General features: G+C 68.2%; 11 protein-coding genes and 1 pseudogene. 8 read left to right on the forward strand and 4 right to left on the reverse strand.

Translation table 11 applies throughout. The annotated features are described in order from the left end of the window. Positions 1-131 precede the first annotated feature (131 nt). From IHQ52_RS20145 to IHQ52_RS20155, 3 genes are read left to right on the forward strand one after another with little or no spacing between them, the layout of a single operon-like run. The gene (locus tag IHQ52_RS20145) at positions 132-1031 is read left to right on the forward strand and encodes a hypothetical protein (protein ID WP_024499025.1); all 900 of its coding nucleotides are present in this window, start codon (positions 132-134) and stop codon (positions 1029-1031) included. A gap of 56 nt (positions 1032-1087) precedes the next feature. Next, a complete protein-coding gene (locus IHQ52_RS20150; protein ID WP_238063824.1) occupies positions 1088-2359 on the forward strand; it encodes a lipase family protein in 1272 nt (423 codons plus the stop codon). Between the two features lie 7 nt (positions 2360-2366). Further along, positions 2367-3056 (forward strand): lysoplasmalogenase family protein, encoded by a 690-nt coding sequence (locus IHQ52_RS20155; RefSeq protein ID WP_238064299.1) that lies wholly within the window; start codon positions 2367-2369, stop codon positions 3054-3056. Positions 3057-3074: 18 nt separating this feature from the next. Here IHQ52_RS20155 and IHQ52_RS20160 read toward each other — a convergent pair whose 3' ends face one another. Next, on the reverse strand, positions 3075-3527 hold the full coding sequence (locus tag IHQ52_RS20160; RefSeq protein WP_035760524.1) for a hypothetical protein: 453 nt from the start codon (positions 3525-3527) through the stop codon (positions 3075-3077). Between the two features lie 118 nt (positions 3528-3645). Between IHQ52_RS20160 and IHQ52_RS20165 the strand changes: the two genes are divergently transcribed. Then, positions 3646-4218 carry an HhH-GPD-type base excision DNA repair protein gene (locus tag IHQ52_RS20165; RefSeq protein ID WP_238063826.1) on the forward strand — a complete coding sequence of 191 codons (573 nt, stop codon included), beginning with the start codon at positions 3646-3648 and terminating at the stop codon, positions 4216-4218. A gap of 81 nt (positions 4219-4299) precedes the next feature. Continuing rightward, on the forward strand, positions 4300-5217 hold the full coding sequence (locus tag IHQ52_RS20170) for a hypothetical protein (RefSeq protein WP_238063827.1): 918 nt from the start codon (positions 4300-4302) through the stop codon (positions 5215-5217). A gap of 334 nt (positions 5218-5551) precedes the next feature. Here IHQ52_RS20170 and IHQ52_RS20175 read toward each other — a convergent pair whose 3' ends face one another. The 3 genes from IHQ52_RS20175 to IHQ52_RS20185 form a co-directional block, all read right to left on the reverse strand. Then, complete coding sequence (locus IHQ52_RS20175) at positions 5552-7087, reverse strand: HNH endonuclease signature motif containing protein (RefSeq protein WP_238063828.1); 1536 nt, start codon at positions 7085-7087, stop codon at positions 5552-5554. Positions 7088-7305: 218 nt separating this feature from the next. After that, positions 7306-8610: a WS/DGAT domain-containing protein gene (locus IHQ52_RS20180; protein WP_238063832.1), complete on the reverse strand. Its 1305-nt coding sequence runs from the start codon at positions 8608-8610 to the stop codon at positions 7306-7308. A 17-nt stretch (positions 8611-8627) separates the two neighbouring features. Then, positions 8628-9842 carry an acyl-CoA dehydrogenase family protein gene (locus IHQ52_RS20185; RefSeq protein ID WP_182154715.1) on the reverse strand — a complete coding sequence of 405 codons (1215 nt, stop codon included), beginning with the start codon at positions 9840-9842 and terminating at the stop codon, positions 8628-8630. A 195-nt stretch (positions 9843-10037) separates the two neighbouring features. Between IHQ52_RS20185 and IHQ52_RS20190 the strand changes: the two genes are divergently transcribed. The 3 genes and pseudogenes from IHQ52_RS20190 to IHQ52_RS20200 all read left to right on the forward strand — a co-directional run. Further along, positions 10038-12437 carry an acetyl-CoA acetyltransferase gene (locus tag IHQ52_RS20190; protein ID WP_182154717.1) on the forward strand — a complete coding sequence of 800 codons (2400 nt, stop codon included), beginning with the start codon at positions 10038-10040 and terminating at the stop codon, positions 12435-12437. Positions 12438-12703: 266 nt separating this feature from the next. Then, the gene (locus tag IHQ52_RS20195) at positions 12704-13858 is read left to right on the forward strand and encodes an AI-2E family transporter (RefSeq protein WP_182154719.1); all 1155 of its coding nucleotides are present in this window, start codon (positions 12704-12706) and stop codon (positions 13856-13858) included. A 45-nt stretch (positions 13859-13903) separates the two neighbouring features. Further along, positions 13904-14806, forward strand: a pseudogene (locus IHQ52_RS20200) (acyl-CoA dehydrogenase family protein); the annotation flags it as partial. Between the last annotated feature and the right edge of the window lie 14 nt (positions 14807-14820).

Genomic DNA, 14820 nt, shown 5'->3' on the forward strand with positions numbered 1-14820 from the left:
CGATCGCGCGGATGTCACAGCTCGGACTCGCGACTTGCCCAGGTCGTCACACTCGTGGTCTCTTTTAACTTGAATCCCATCTGTCACACCCGCCACACGTGGCGGGGTGTTCGGCTGTTTGAAGGAGTGCCATGTCCATCACGTCTCGGTTCACACGTCCATTCGTCGGGCGACGCGGAATCCGGCGCTGCGGTGTGGGCCTCGTGGGCGTGGCGATTGCCGCTGCTGCGGTCACCACGACCGCGCCGGCCTCGGCCGCGCCCTCCCTCCCCCTGCTACCGCCGAACATGCTGAGCGCATACTCCATCCCGTTCGACGCCGAACTCGCCGGAGCAATCCGTCTGTTGAAGTCGGCCGGCGTGGACCAAATGGCCGTGCAGGCTGCGCAGGCGGTCCTGGGCAGTACCGGCCAGTTGTCCGTCCAGGACATCTCCGGACGCGCGGGCGCACTGCCATTCGACGCGTCGCGGCCGCAGCCGGCCTCGGCTCCCGACGCCGCTCCCCATCCGGTGGCCGCCACCGATCCGATCGCCCTGCTCAGGACTCTGGGCATCCAGACCCTGACCCCGTCCGTCGCGCCGTTCTGCACCGCCCCCACCGCCGACAACCCTCTGGGTCTGGTCACCGCGGGCGCCGGCGCCGTCGCGGGCCCCTGGCCGATGAAGACCGATCCGCTCACCCAGCTCAAGCCGCTGCTCGACATGCTCCCGGGGGTCTCGATCCCGGACAAGCTGAACCTGGTGGAGAACGGCGAGACCGCGTACGCGTTCGTGCCCGCCTCCCCGAAGGCCGGCAAGGGCGGCACCATGCAGGTCGCCTGGTTCAACACCAGCACCCTGCAGGGTGGCTTCGCCGATCTCGAGCCCGTCAGCAACCAGGCCACACTCGCCGCCCTGCCGCTGCTCTCGGGTGTGCGTCTCGCCCCGGTGAAGACCGGCAAGGGCACCATCCTCTCCGCCGTCTTCGGCACCGCGCAGAACGGCGCGCAGAACTGCTGGTTCCTCCCGGCAGTCGGCGTCGTCAACGCGTGAGACCCCCACTCACCGACGACACTCCCACCCCCACACACAGAACGAATAGACGACACATGAACACGCACGGCATCTCGTCAACCCGTCGGAGTGCCTCCATCGCCCGCACGGTCGCCCTCGCCGTAGCCCTCACCATGGGCCTGACCACCTTCGGCGTCGCCGCCGAGGCCGTCGCGGAACCGACCACGACCACACCGTCGACCAGCACCTCGACGCCCGACGCCGCCGACGAGGAGACGGGCGCCCCCGCCGACGACAACGCCGGGACGATCGACACCCGCGGCCCCGGTCAGGCACCGGGTGCCGTCCACGCCAATCGTGACCTCGCCCGTGCCCGCATGGTGGCCGGCGCCGTCTCCGGCAACGACTTCACCTACTGGAGCACCGGCGCCGACGGCAAGGCCCACCTGTCCTCCGGCGTGCTGATGGTGCCCGCCGGGCGGGCACCCGCCGGCGGCTGGCCGGTGGTCGCATGGGCCCACGGCTCGCGTGGCATCGCCGACAAGTGCGCCCCGTCGGAGCGTCCGATCAAGGACGACACCACCGAACTGAGCCGGTGGCTCGGCCGTGGCTACGCGGTCGTCTCCACCGATTACGCGGGCGTCGGGACACCGGGGACCCCGCAGTACTACGACCTCGAGGCCACCGCCCGCAACATCGTCGACGCGGTCAGCGCCTCACGCGACGTCTCCGACAACCTGTCGCGTTCGTGGGCGGTCGTCGGCGAGGGGCAGGGTGCCGCGGCCGCGATCACGCTGGCTCGCATCGCACCGAAACTCCAGCAGCGTAACTCGCTGAACTTCAAGGGCGCGGCGGCGTCGTCGATCCCGGCCGAATTCGGTGCGCTCCTGGCCAATCTCGGGCCGTCGTCGGCGAGCATCCCCTCCGGACTCGCCGCGGATGCGCTCTACACGCTGAGCGCGATCCGCAACGCGCGCCCGGGACTGGACGTCGACGCGCTGCTCACCGACACCGGCAAGAAGTGGATGGCCAAGGCGGCCAACGAATGCATCACCGAGTTCCGCAAGGACGTCGACGGTCTCGCGATGGGTTCCCTCTTCGCCAAGCCGGTGTCGGGGAACACGGAGCTGACCAGCCTGCTCACCGAGGCCACCGCTCTGCCCAGCCGCGGCTTCGTCAGGCCGGTGATCATGACGCAGTCGCTCCAGGACACCTCGGTCGTCGTACCGTTGTCGCTGAAGTACCTCAACGAGGCACGCGCCGATCGCCAGGTGCAGTCCCGCACCTACCTCACCCTCGACGGTGCGCAGTCGGCGAAGCTGTCCGACAACGACATCCGCGCCTTCATCGCCAAGATCCTGAAATGAGTCGATGATGGGTCGCCGTCCTCCGGACCGACGACTGTTCGATCTGGCCTATGCGGCGACGACGGCGGCCGCCACGGTCACCGGCGCGCTGGGGCACCGGCGGGCGGCGGCTCTGACCAAACCGCTGCCGATGCTGCTGCTCGCCGGACGGGTGGCCGCCGGGGCACGGGGGCGCGACGCCGTCGACACCGCCGGATTGGCGGGCGCGCTGGCGTTCTCGATGGCGGGCGACCGGCTGATGTTCCTCGAGGAGTTCGAGACCGAGCCGGTCGCCAAGGACCGCTATCTGCGCCTCGGGGCGTCGTTGTTCGCCGGCGCCCAGTTGAGTTACATCGCGACGATGTGGCGGGCAGGCGCCCGGCCGTCGGCGCGGCAGCTCCTCCCCCGGGTCGGCCTGCTCGGCGAATCGGCCGCCGTCCTGGCACGTCATCGGCCGGCCCTGCTGCCGGTGCTGGGCACCTACGGCAACACGCTCGCGACGATGTCGGCGACGGCAAGCGCCATGTCCGATCCGCAGCCGCGGCTACGGATCGGCGGTGTCGCGTTCCTGCTGTCGGATCTGGTCATCATCAACCGCCGACACCTGATCACCGATCCTCGTCTCCGGATGGCGGGTGAGGCCTGGGTGCTCGGCAGCTATTTCGCCGCGCAGTACCTGCTGATCGGCGGTCTTGCCGAACGCCTACGCCGACGCTGATCACCGCGGTCGGACGGCTCAGGCCGTCGCCCGCCCGCTGCACGACGAGTACTGCGGATTGACCATCGGGTTGAAGGCCATCGCGCCGAGCTTCTGCCTGATCGTGAACGCGACGGGCCCGCGTCCGGGATGGATGTCCACCTGCCACTTGACGGTGAAGCCGCGACCGGGCACGAAGACCGTGCCGGTGCGTCCGGTGCGCAGATTGCGCCACGACACGGTGACGTCGTAGGTGTATTCCAGCGCAACGGGTTTCGCACGGTCGGTGCCGATGAGTGCGATCGCGGGTCCGGGCAGTCCGTCGGCCGGGAAGCGGATGTCGTTGAACACGTCGACCCGGATCTTCACCGTCCCCGCCGGCCACGGGTTCACGCTGTCGCAGACCAGCGTCGTGACGTAGTTCGGTTCGGTGTGATCGGGGATGGCCGTCGCGCTCCCCGGCCCGGCGACGCCGATCAGCGCCGCCACCATGCCGACGATCACCGCACCGATGCCCGCACGTGATCTCCATCGCCCCGAACCGCTCTCCCCGCTGATCATGGGGGAAGTCTAGAGCCGCGCGGTCACCGCGTCTGCCAGAATCGTTCCCATGCCGAAGATCCAGATCGCCCAGGAACCCGCGGCCGACGAACTGCTCTCGACCGATTCGTTCGCACTGCTCGTCGGGATGTTGCTGGATCAGCAGTTCCCGATGGAACGGGCCTTCGCAGGTCCGGCCAAGATCCGGGACCGCTTCGGGACGATGGACCCGGTCGAGATCGCCGACGCAGACCCCGAGGCCTTCGCGGATCTGTGCTCCACTCCCCCGGCCATCCACCGGTACGGCCGCTCGATGGCCGGACGTGTGCAGGCATTGGCGAAGGTCGTCGCCGAACAGTACGGCGGTGACGCCGCCCAGATCTGGACCGAGGCGACCAGTGGCGCCGACCTCATGAAGAGGTTGCGTGAGCTGCCCGGATTCGGGGAGCAGAAGGCGAAGATCTTCGTCGCACTCGTCGCCAAACAGCTCGACGTGAAACCCTCCGGCTGGACCAAGGTCGCCGGCGACTACAGCAAGCAGGGATACCGGTCGGTCGCCGACGTCGTCGACCCCGACTCGTTGCAGAAGGTCCGTGACTTCAAGAAGGCGGCCAAGGCGGCTGCGAAGGCCGCGAAGGAGTAGGGGCGCCGCGGTGGGTCACCTGACCGCGAATCACCCGACCCTCACCCCCGATCGCGATCCGGTGGCCTAGTGTCGGGAACCATGGAGTCTCTGCCCGAACCAAGCGCACCTCCCGGGACCAATCCGACTCGTCTGCTGCTCGAGATGCCGCTCCGGCTGGGATTCACGGTGACCGGAGTGGTCCTCGCCGCAGCCGAATCCGCGGTGACGATCGCACGGATCACCGCGGGCAGTGTTCAGCATGAGATCAGCCTGGCGATCGGCGCCGAGGACGAGCTCAATGCAGCGCGTACGCCCCTCGCGCTCCTCAACCAGCTGTCCGAACTGCTGGGTCCGGAGCGGCCCTTCGGACGAATCCTGGCCTCGGGCGGCCCCCTGGAACGTCTACTCAACCCCGGCGGGGTCATCGACCGGCTGACCGCACCCGACGGCCTGCTGGAGAGACTCACCGCCAAGGGCGGCCTGCTCGACCAGTTGGCCGACGACCGCGGCATCCTGATGCGCCTGACCGCCAAGGACGGGCCCCTCGATCGCCTCACCCGACCCGGCGGCGTGGTCGACCAGTTCACCGAGAACGAGGGCATCCTCGAACGTCTCACCTCCGAGGGCGGCGTCGTCGACAAACTCACCGCACCCGACGGCATGCTCGAGAAGGTCACCGCTCCGGGCGGCATCCTCGACCGCTTCGCCGCAGAGGCGGGCCTCCTCGACCAGCTTGTCGGCGAGGGCGGCGCGGTCGAGCGCGCCATCGCGCCGGGCGGTCCGCTGGATCGGTTCACCGAGCTGACCGAGGTGATGGGTCAGCTGGCACCCAACCTGATCGCCATGCAGGACACCGTGCACGAACTCGCCGAAACCGTGGACTTGCTGAATCAGACCGTGGCACCCCTCGGCGGTCTCGCCGAGCGTCTGCCCAAGCGACTCACCCGCGGCCCCAAGGGTTCCGGCGGCAACAGCGACGCCTCCCCCGCGGACACCAACGGCCGCCCGAACGCCTGAGAGCCAGTCCCCACTGCTCGTTGCAGGAGGCACGAGCCGACGCACGAAACTTCCACACCACGCAACCCCACGCCGGTTGAGCCGACACCGAGCGAAGCGAGGCGTCGCGTCGAAACCCGCCACACCACGCAACCCCATGCCGGTTGAGCCGACACCGAGCGAAGCGAAGCGTCGCGTCGAAACCCGCCACACCACGCAACCCCACGCCGGTTGAGCCGACACCGAGCGAAGCGAGGCGTCGCGTCGAAACCCGCCACACCACGCAACCCCATGCCGGTTGAGCCGACACCGAGCGAAGCGAGGCGTCGCGTCGAAACCCGCCCACCAGGCGGTGTCAGAACGGTGGTGGGTTCTTCCGGTCCCATTCGTCCTGTTGTCGGCGGTGGGTGGCTGTGCGGGCAACGCGGCCGTCGCCGAGTCGCCTCCGGGCCGGGTGGTCGGGCGGCTGGGTTTTCAACGAGCTGAACAGGTCTCGCCCGGTGTACGGATTCCCCAGGTACACATGGCCGGTCGGCGCTTCGAACCAGATCGCCATGTACTCGTCCTGGGAATCCCGCCAGGCGCCGAAGGTTTTGATGCGGTGGTGGAATCGGCACAAGGGCTTGAGATTCCGCTGGGTGGTCTTGCCTCCACGGTCGGGGTGCCGATGGTCGAACGGGTGCGTGTGGTCGAGGTCGACGGTCCACACCGGCTGGTTACAGCCGGGGAAGGTGCAACACAACTCACCGGCACGCACCAGTGCCTGCAACTTCTTACTCGGCACGTACGAGCTGGCTGCGGTGGCGGCCTGGACATCGGCCTCCGAGGGTTCGGTGCGAACACCGGTCATGATGAAGGTGTGGATGGCGTCGCCGAAGAGTCGGCGCATGGTGTGGGCGTCGATGATGCCGTGACCGTCGAGCATGCCCGGATCATCGTCCAGACCCTGCAGCGTCGTCAGGTTCCCGATGATGTGATAGGTCGGGCGAGGAGCACGGCACGTGGAGCAGGAGCACGTGCACTCCTCGGTCGGCTTCGTCGTTGCGGCGGTTCCGGAGTCAGTTGGAGCAGTGTCGATCGCGGCAGGGTCGGTCACGGCAGGGGCGGCGACCGTTGTGCCGGTGCCGGATTCACCAGCTGGTTCGGCCACCGGCATGTCACCGGCGGTCGTGCCGACCGTCGAATCGGTATCGAGGTCGTGTGCGAGAGGTTCAGATACGCAGTCCCGGCATTGACAGTCCACGGCTCGTCTGCCGTGAGCGAGCGCGAGTAGCGCATCGGCGCGGCGCTGGGCAGTGGTGCGCGGATCGCGCGTGTGCACGGCGGCGGCCATCGCCGACAGCTGCGCGTTCAGGGCGGCGGCATCGGTGTGCGGCAGATGCCCGGTGATCCGAGACCGGCCGGACTGATACCGGTCCGGACGGATCGTCACCCCACGGTCGCGGGCGGCATGTTCGTTGCGGCGCTTCACCGCTTCTGGGGCATGGGTGTGGACGACCTTGTCGACGAGTGCGGTGAACCGGGCCGTCGACATCGGGTCACGGGCCAGGATCACCTCGGCCAACGCGGCATCCACGGTCGGCATGGTGGCATCGTCGACGAAATCGGTTCGCCGCTCGGCGATCTGGAATCGGTGCAGGTCGATGCGCCCACACGCCAGCGCGGTGCCGGTCAACGGCAATCGATATCGCATCGCATCCCCGGTACGGATCTCGTGCAACAGGCTGGCGGCCATCAACGTGCGGCAGGTGTTGACCGCAATCATCGACGCCGAATACCGCGCTGAGTCGATCAGTGCTTCCGGCGAGAGTCCGGCCAGGGGACCGAACACATCGAACCCCGTGTCGGGGTGCTCCCCGGCGGGGTCGATGGTGCCGAACTCGAAGGCCATGACAACACCATACGAGCGGCCACCGACATCTCTCCCGCACATGACCGGTGGATCAGAGTGTTTGTCAACGACTTTCGGAAGTAGGCATTCTCGCGTGGTCGTCTCCTTTCCGCTCAATGGCCAGCGCCCGCGGGAAGGAAATCCCACCGCGGAAGGGAAACGGTTGAGCGGGAAAACACACCGCCGCTCGACATAGGAGAGACGGTCGGTCGAGGACCCTAGCGACGAGGCGCGGCGAAACCGGCCCGCAGCAAATCCATGTACCGGTCGACGTCGGGCATGATCTCCGGGCTGGTGGTCACCGACACCGCGACGCGGTCGCCGATGCCGTGCACGCCGTGTGTGAGTCCCTGCACCGGCGACAGCGCGGGAAAGCCCGTGGTGAACAGGATCTCTCCACCATCGAGGTCGACGTCGGCGGCACCCCGATCCACCGAGGACACCACGGTGACACCGGTGACCGTCTCCGGCCGGGTGTCGAGGTCGACGGCCCGGATGCCCCAGTGTGCGAGGATCGCCGGCGTTGCTTCTGAGACCCGCCGCTGCGCGACTCGTACCGGATCGGCATCGGCCGCACGGGCGGCGTCGATCTCATCGCGGATGAGTCGCGCACGTTCATGCGGTTCGTCGGCTTCGAGGTGCAGATCGATCCCCACGTTGCGAAAATTGTTGCGCGCCTTCGATTTGTCGGATCGTCCGACGGTGAGCTCCACACCGAGACGTTCACAACCGTCGCCGAGATATCTCGGTAGCGCCTGGGAGATCGCGACCAACACCGCCACCGTGACCGGAGACCCGGACGCGGTGAGACGCTCGCGGTCGAGCACGACGACCCGCAGGAGCCGCCGCGACCCGGGATTGCGGTTCAGCGTCGTCAGCGGATAACCCGGCTTCCCCGGATTCGCCTGTCCCCCAACCTGCGCGACCTGCATTCCGCGTCGGATCGTCGAGACGAACTCAGCCGGAAACCGCAACGCGCCCAGCGCGAACGTTCCGACGTCACGGATGAGCCCGGGGACGCCACCACCGCCGGCGACGCTCTCGAGGTACGGAGCGTCGAAGAGGTCCCGCGCGATCTGCGACGCCCGACGTCCGTCCCCGAGCGCGTGGGAGATCTGGAGTACCACGACGACTCCCGTGACCGGATGGCCATCGCCGGTCGGCAGACCGGCCACCGGACCGAACAGGTGCAGTCGCCAGGCCGCGCGGGACGGCACCAGCTGGTCGGCAACGAGCGCGCCGACGGTGTCCAGACACGACGACCAGGTCCGCGGCGTGGTGCCGACGCGGACCTGGTCGGGTGTGGGTTCGGCCGAGACCCAGTACGGCCGGTCGGCGCTGGCGGGAACGTCGTGGATCCGTAGGCACAGATCGTCTACGTGCCGCGCCCGCGCCAGCAGCCGCCGGGCGCACTCGTCGAGCGAAATCGCCGGTGTGGCAAAGCCATACAGCAGGAACTGGTCGTTGGCGATGCGCTCGGACATCCAGTACGACGCGGCGTCCGCCGCCGCCATCCGCTGCATGGGGCCAGCGTAGCCGCCTACTTCTGGCCGGCACTCCACGCGTAGGGCAGCTCGGTGCCGTTGAGGACGTGGTCACCGATGGCCTGCAGTTTGAAGATCAGCGGGTTGTGGACCGAGATCACCCGCGCGTTGCGCCAGTGGCGGTCGAGGCGCAGCCGCTCGTAGGTGATCGAGGCGCCACCGACCTCGAACAGCTGGGTGGTCGCGTCGAGCACCAGCGGGATGACGGTCGCCTGGGCGCGGGCGACGTCGAACTCGACCTCGTCGAGGAGCTTCTCGTCCTGCCAGGCGGTCTCGGCGAGACGGTCGAGCTGATCGGCGATGTCCAGGACGATGGTGCGCGCTGAGTAGGCGGCCGCCGTCAGCCGGCCGATGACCTGCTGCACCAGCGGGTCGTGGCGGGGCAGGTCGGCGGTCGAGTGGGTGAAGGTGCGCGTGCGCTCCCGAACCCACTCGCTCACGTCGTCGGTGGCACGCTGCGCGATACCGGCCAGCACCGACAGTTGCACGAGCTGGAGGTACGAGGTGGCGTAGGTGCGGCCCTCGACGCCGTAGCCCGGGCCGAGGATGCGATCGCCCGACACCTGCACGCCGCTGAACTCGGTGGTGCCGCTTGCGGTCAGACGCTGGCCGAAGCCGTCCCAGTCATCGTGCTGGGTGACGCCCTCGGCGTCGGCGTCGACGAGCACCGACACGCGCTCGCCGTCCTGGTCCGCGGCGACGAGGATGTGGTCGGAGTACAAGCTGCCGGTGCTGTAGTACTTGGTGCCGTCGAGGCGCCACGAGTCCCCGTCGGCTGTGAGTCGGGTCTGGTAGCGGTCGATGGCACCGACACCGGGCTCGGTGATGGCGTTGCCGACGAGCGTGCCCTCGGCGACCTTGCGCAGCCAGCGCTCCGCCTCGTGATCGGGCAGCGCGGCGAGCTGATCCTCGACGAACGACCAGTGCACGCGCAACGCCTGCGGGAGATTCGACTCTGCCGTGGCCAGGTCGATGAGCAGCCGGAACAGCTGGCGCACCGAGGCACCGTACCCGCCGAGCTCGACCGGCACGCGCAGCGCGCCGAACTTGGCCTCACGCAGCCACGACACCTCGTCGTGTGCGAGTCGCCGATCGTCTTCACGAGCCACCGCGCCTTCTGCGATACGCGCGAAGATCGGGGCGAACACCTCGTCGAGCCGCTCGTCGGTTGTGCCGGCGGCCGACGTGCTTGCGGGCACGGTTGCGGTCATCAAACGTCCTTTCGATACAGACTTGTCGGCCGATAGTGTCGTCGGCTCCCGCCCCTCCGGCCACGATTGAAACCGCGGTGAACGCAACGTTCCCAAGCACTCGATGCCGCGGCAGACTGGGTACCGAACCCGCAGGTATGGCCGATGCCGGACCACGTTGAGACGCCTGTCACGCGTTTGTGCCATTGTGTGCGTATGCCAATCTCGATCGCTGATCTCGATCCGAACACCCCCGTCGTCGTCGGTGTCGGCCAGGCTTCCGAGCGTTTGACCGATCCCGGGTACGAGGCGCTGGGTGAAGCGGACCTCGCGGCGCGCGCCGTCACCGCCGCCTTCGACGACGCCGGCGCGTCCGACCTGGCCTCGTCGATCGACACCATCGCCGCGATCCGCTCGTTCGAGATCTCCAGTCCCCTGTCCTCCTCGCCGCTGGGTCGGCCGGACAACATGCCGCGCGCCGTCGCCAAGCGCGTCGGCGCCGACCCGCGTCGCGCCGTGCAGGCCGTCACCGGCGGGCAGACCCCGCAGACGATGCTCACCGAGCTCGCCGGCGTCATCGCGGCGGGCGACTCCGAGGCAGTCGTCATCTTCGGCGCCGAGGTCATGTCGACCGTGCGGCATCTGCAGTCGAAGCCGGACAATGAGCGTCCGAGCTTCGCCGAGGAGGTCGGCGGGCAGCTCGAGGACCGCGGATTCGGCGTGAAGGGCATCATCACCGTCGCCGAGGTGCGCCATGGTCTCGCGTCGGTGATCCCGCAGTACGCGCTGCTGGAGAATGCGCGCCGGCACAACACCGGTCTGGGCCGCGAGGAGTACGCCGCCGCGATGGGTGAGCTGTTCGCTCCGTTCACGAAGGTCGCCGCGGCGAATCCGCATTCAGCCGCCCCGACTGTTCGCGACGCCGCGGAGTTGGTGACCGTGACCCCCGAGAACCGAGTGGTCGCCGATCCGTTCACGCGCTACATCGTCGCCCGCGACCAGGTGAACCAGTCCGCCGCCGTCGTCGTCATGTCGATCCGGGCCGCACAGGCCGCCGGCATCGACCCGTCGAAGTGGGTGTTCCTGCACGGTCACGCCGAGACCGTCGAGCGCACCTCGCTGAACCGTCCCGACCTCGGTGCCGCGCCGGCCGCACCGGCCGCGGTCCGGCACGCACTCGAGGTCGCCGAGGTGGGTCTCCACGACATCGACGTCATCGACATCTACAGCTGCTTCCCGATCGCGGTCTTCAACATCCTCGACGGCCTCGGCCTCGCCACCGACGACCCGCGTGGCCTCACCGTCACCGGCGGCCTGCCGTTCTTCGGCGGCCCGGGCAACAACTACTCGCTGCACGCGATCGCCGAGGTCGTGACGCGCGTGCGGCAGTCCCCCGGCGACTTCGGTCTCGTCGTCGCCAACGGCGGCGTGCTGAGCAAGCATGCGGCCGGTGTCTACTCTACGACGCCAGCGCCCTGGCGTGCCGACAACAGCGCACAGATCCAGGCTCGGCTCGACGCGGTGCCCAGCGTTCCCACCATCGGCGACGCCGACGGGCCGGCGATCCTCGAGACCTACACCGTCATCCCGAGCAAGAGCGGCAAGCGGACGGGCGTCGTGATCGGTCGCCTGATCGACCACGCAGCGCCGGACGGACTCGGTGCACGCTTCGTGGCCAATCTCGACTCCGACGACGACGAGTTCTTCGATCACCTGTTGACATCTGACGATCCCGCGGGCACGAAGATCGTGGTGCGCTCCTTCGACAAGGGCAACCGGGTCAAGCTGACCGAGGCGGCGATGAACGCCAAGTACCCCGCGGTCGCGCCGGCCTTCCGGGACAGCTACGAACACATCGAGATCCGTCGTGACGGACACCTGCTCGAGGTGACCATCAATCGTCCCGACGCCCGCAACGCGCTGAACCCGGCGGCGAACGCCGAACTGGACTCGGTCTTCGACGCCTACTTCGCCGACGACGACCTGTGGGTGGCGATCCTGACGGGCAAGGGCGACAAGGCGTTCTCGGCGGGCAACGACCTCACCGCGACAACGAGCCCGGCCGCACTGTCGGTGCCCAAGAACGGATTCGCCGGTCTCACCGCGCGCGCGAGCCTGCCCAAGCCGGTCATCGCCGCGGTCAACGGGTTCGCGCTGGGCGGCGGTTGCGAGATCGCGATGGCCTGCCACATCATCGTCGCCGACGAGGAGGCCTCCTTCGGACTGCCCGAGGTGAAGGTCGGATTGGCCGCCGCCGCAGGCGGTCTGGTGCGTCTTCCGCGGATGATCCCGCCCGCGCTCGCCCGCGACATGATCCTGACCGGTCGCCGGATCTCCGCCACCGAGGCCGCCGCGGCCGGCCTGGTGAGCCGGATCGCTCCGGCCGGAAAGGTTCTCGAGACCGCCCGCGGGGTGGCCGAGGAGATCCTCGCCGCCTCCCCCACCTCCGTCCGCGCGTCGATCACGACGATGGAGCAGTCCGACGCGATCACCGACACCGTCGAGGCGGTCCGCGCGAGCACCAACGTGCTCGACTCGCTGATCGTCAGCGGCGACACCCTCGAGGGCATCATGGCGTTCGTGATGAAGCGGACCCCGGAGTGGAAGGGTCGCTGACAGAGCACAATCGCACCCTGAGGTGTGAGGGAGCTACCGGTGAACCAGCGCAGAATGATGTCGCATGCGACGTCATTCCGGGCGCCACGCACCGGGTTCAAGGGTGAAGCCGCGGCTGACACCCCGCCGACGCGCCCGTGCGCAGTTCGAGCAGGCGCGGAGTCGTCGCCGGAAAGCGCTCCGCCGCAGATCGTCGTACTGAACACTGGATGACGGTCGCGCACTCCGGGCACGACCCACGTCGTGGGCGAGAGTGAGGCGAGAGCATGGCACGTCGGGGCACGAACCGCTCCAGGACCACCGCGCGCCCGCCCGAGGCACCGTCCTATCGCACCGACCCACCGGCCTGGACGCTCCCCCGCGGGACGATAGTGCTGATCACCATCGCCGGCCTGGTGGTCGCGGTCGGGGGCATCAAGGCGGTCTCGTCGTTCGCCGCGCCGACGTTCCTGGCGCTGATGCTGACCGTCGCCGTTCAACCGGTGCCGAGATGGTTGCGCACCAAGGGCTTTCCCGGCTGGGCAGCGTTCCTGACGACCGTCGTGCTCGTCTACGGCATCCTGATCGGGCTGTTCGCGACGCTGGTGTTCTCAGTGGCCCGGCTTGCGACGATACTGCCCGACTACGACGAGGAGTTCAACGAGATCATCACGAGCTTCCAGGACTTCCTGACGAGCCACGGCGTGAGCCAGGACAAGGTCCAGGACATGATCTCGCACGTAGACACCGGCAAGGTCGTCAACGTGGTCACCGACGTGCTGGCCGGCACTCTCAGCGTCGCGTCGGCCCTCGTCCTCGTACTCGCCCTGTTGCTGTTCATGGCGGCCGACTCGGTGGGATTCGACGACCGGATGACACATCTGCGCGACATGCGGCCCGACATCGCCTCCGCATTCGGCGCCTTCGCGCAGGGCACCCGGAGTTACCTGTGGGTGTCGACGGTCTTCGGACTGATCGTCGCCGTGTTCGACAGCATCGCGCTGGCATTGCTGTCGGTCCCGTTGCCGATCCTGTGGGGTCTGCTCTCGTTCATCACCAACTACATCCCGAACGTCGGTTTCGTCATCGGACTCGTCCCGCCGGCGCTCCTCGCCCTGCTCGACGGCGGGGTCGTGAAGATGCTCATCGTGATCGCGGTCTACAGCGTCATCAACGTGATCATCCAGTCGGTCATCCAACCGAAGTTCGTCGGAGATGCCGCCGGACTGTCGACGACCCTGACGTTCCTGTCGCTGATCTTCTGGGCCTGGGCGATCGGGCCACTGGGCGCGATCCTCGCGGTCCCGCTCACCCTGTTGGCGAAGGCACTGCTCATCGACATCGATCCGGCGACCCGCTGGGCCGATGTCCTGCTGTCGTCGTCGAAGCCGGAACCGCTCCCGGACGACCCCCCGGACGTCACACTGGAAAGCGAATCGTGAGCCGGGCTACGCTCCGAAGCGAACATTCGGTAGATTGCCATTCGACAGAAGAACTTCTTCCTGCCGGGCATCCTCGACGGCAGCGTCTTCTTCTGCCAGGGCTACTCCGAGCCCGAGTCCGGTTCCGACCTCGCGTCGCTGTCGATGGCCGCGGTCGACGACGGCGACGACCTCGTCGTCACCGGCTCCAAGATCTGGACCACCCACGCCTCGGAGGCCAACTGGATCTTCTGCCTGGTCCGCACCTCGCGCCAGGAGCGCAAGCAGCAGGGCATCACCTTCCTGCTCATCGACATGAACTCGCCCGGCATCGAGGTCCAGAACCTCGTCTTCGCCTCGGGCGAGCAGGTCCAGGCGCAGGTGTTCTTCGACGGCGTGCGCGTCCCCAAGAAGAACGTCCTCGGCAAGATCGACGACGGCTGGACCGTCGCCAAATACCTCCTCGTCTTCGAGCGTGGCGGCGGCGCGGCTGCCCCGGCGCTGCAGGTCATGGCCGAGCAGCTCGGTCGTGACGCAGCAACGGTGACCGCACCCGACGGGGGCCCGCTGTCGGAGAATCCGGCGTTCGCGGCCAAGCTCACCGACCTCCAGATCCGCGCGAAGATCCTCGAGGTCCTCGAGTATCGTGCGCTCGCCGCGATGACGTCGGGCAAGGACCCCGGCTCGATCGCGTCGATGCTGAAGATCCTGGGAACCGAACTGAGCCAGGAGATCACCACCCTGGCGCTCGAGGCCGCGGGTCCGCACGGCCGCGTCTTCCAACCGCATGCGACCCGCCCCGGTGGTCCGATCTTCCAGTACACGCCACCCACCGACGGCTACGTCAGCGGTGAGCCCTGGCAGGCCGTCGCTCCCCTGCACTACTTCAACGACCGCGCCGGCTCGATCTACGCGGGTAGCAACGAAATTCAACGAAACATCCTCGCCAAAGCGGCTCTGGGTCTCTGACGGGTCACAGGAGA

Origin of the sequence: Gordonia amicalis (assembly GCF_022059885.1) — a bacterium.
Taxonomy (GTDB): Bacteria; Actinomycetota; Actinomycetes; order Mycobacteriales; family Mycobacteriaceae; genus Gordonia; species Gordonia amicalis.

Excerpts from the sequence above, each read along its gene's own strand:
- IHQ52_RS20150 (WP_238063824.1), top strand. The coding sequence starts at position 1,088 with ATGAACACGCACGGCATCTCGTCAACCCGTCGGAGTGCCTCCATCGCC.
- IHQ52_RS20145 (WP_024499025.1), top strand. The coding sequence starts at position 132 with ATGTCCATCACGTCTCGGTTCACACGTCCATTCGTCGGGCGACGCGGA.
- IHQ52_RS20180 (WP_238063832.1), bottom strand. The coding sequence starts at position 8,610 with ATGCAGCGGATGGCGGCGGCGGACGCCGCGTCGTACTGGATGTCCGAG.
- IHQ52_RS20170 (WP_238063827.1), top strand. The coding sequence starts at position 4,300 with ATGGAGTCTCTGCCCGAACCAAGCGCACCTCCCGGGACCAATCCGACT.
- IHQ52_RS20165 (WP_238063826.1), top strand. The coding sequence starts at position 3,646 with ATGCCGAAGATCCAGATCGCCCAGGAACCCGCGGCCGACGAACTGCTC.
- IHQ52_RS20160 (WP_035760524.1), bottom strand. The coding sequence starts at position 3,527 with ATGGTGGCGGCGCTGATCGGCGTCGCCGGGCCGGGGAGCGCGACGGCC.
- IHQ52_RS20175 (WP_238063828.1), bottom strand. The coding sequence starts at position 7,087 with ATGGCCTTCGAGTTCGGCACCATCGACCCCGCCGGGGAGCACCCCGAC.
- IHQ52_RS20155 (WP_238064299.1), top strand. The coding sequence starts at position 2,367 with ATGGGTCGCCGTCCTCCGGACCGACGACTGTTCGATCTGGCCTATGCG.
- IHQ52_RS20190 (WP_182154717.1), top strand. The coding sequence starts at position 10,038 with ATGCCAATCTCGATCGCTGATCTCGATCCGAACACCCCCGTCGTCGTC.
- IHQ52_RS20195 (WP_182154719.1), top strand. The coding sequence starts at position 12,704 with ATGGCACGTCGGGGCACGAACCGCTCCAGGACCACCGCGCGCCCGCCC.
- IHQ52_RS20185 (WP_182154715.1), bottom strand. The coding sequence starts at position 9,842 with ATGACCGCAACCGTGCCCGCAAGCACGTCGGCCGCCGGCACAACCGAC.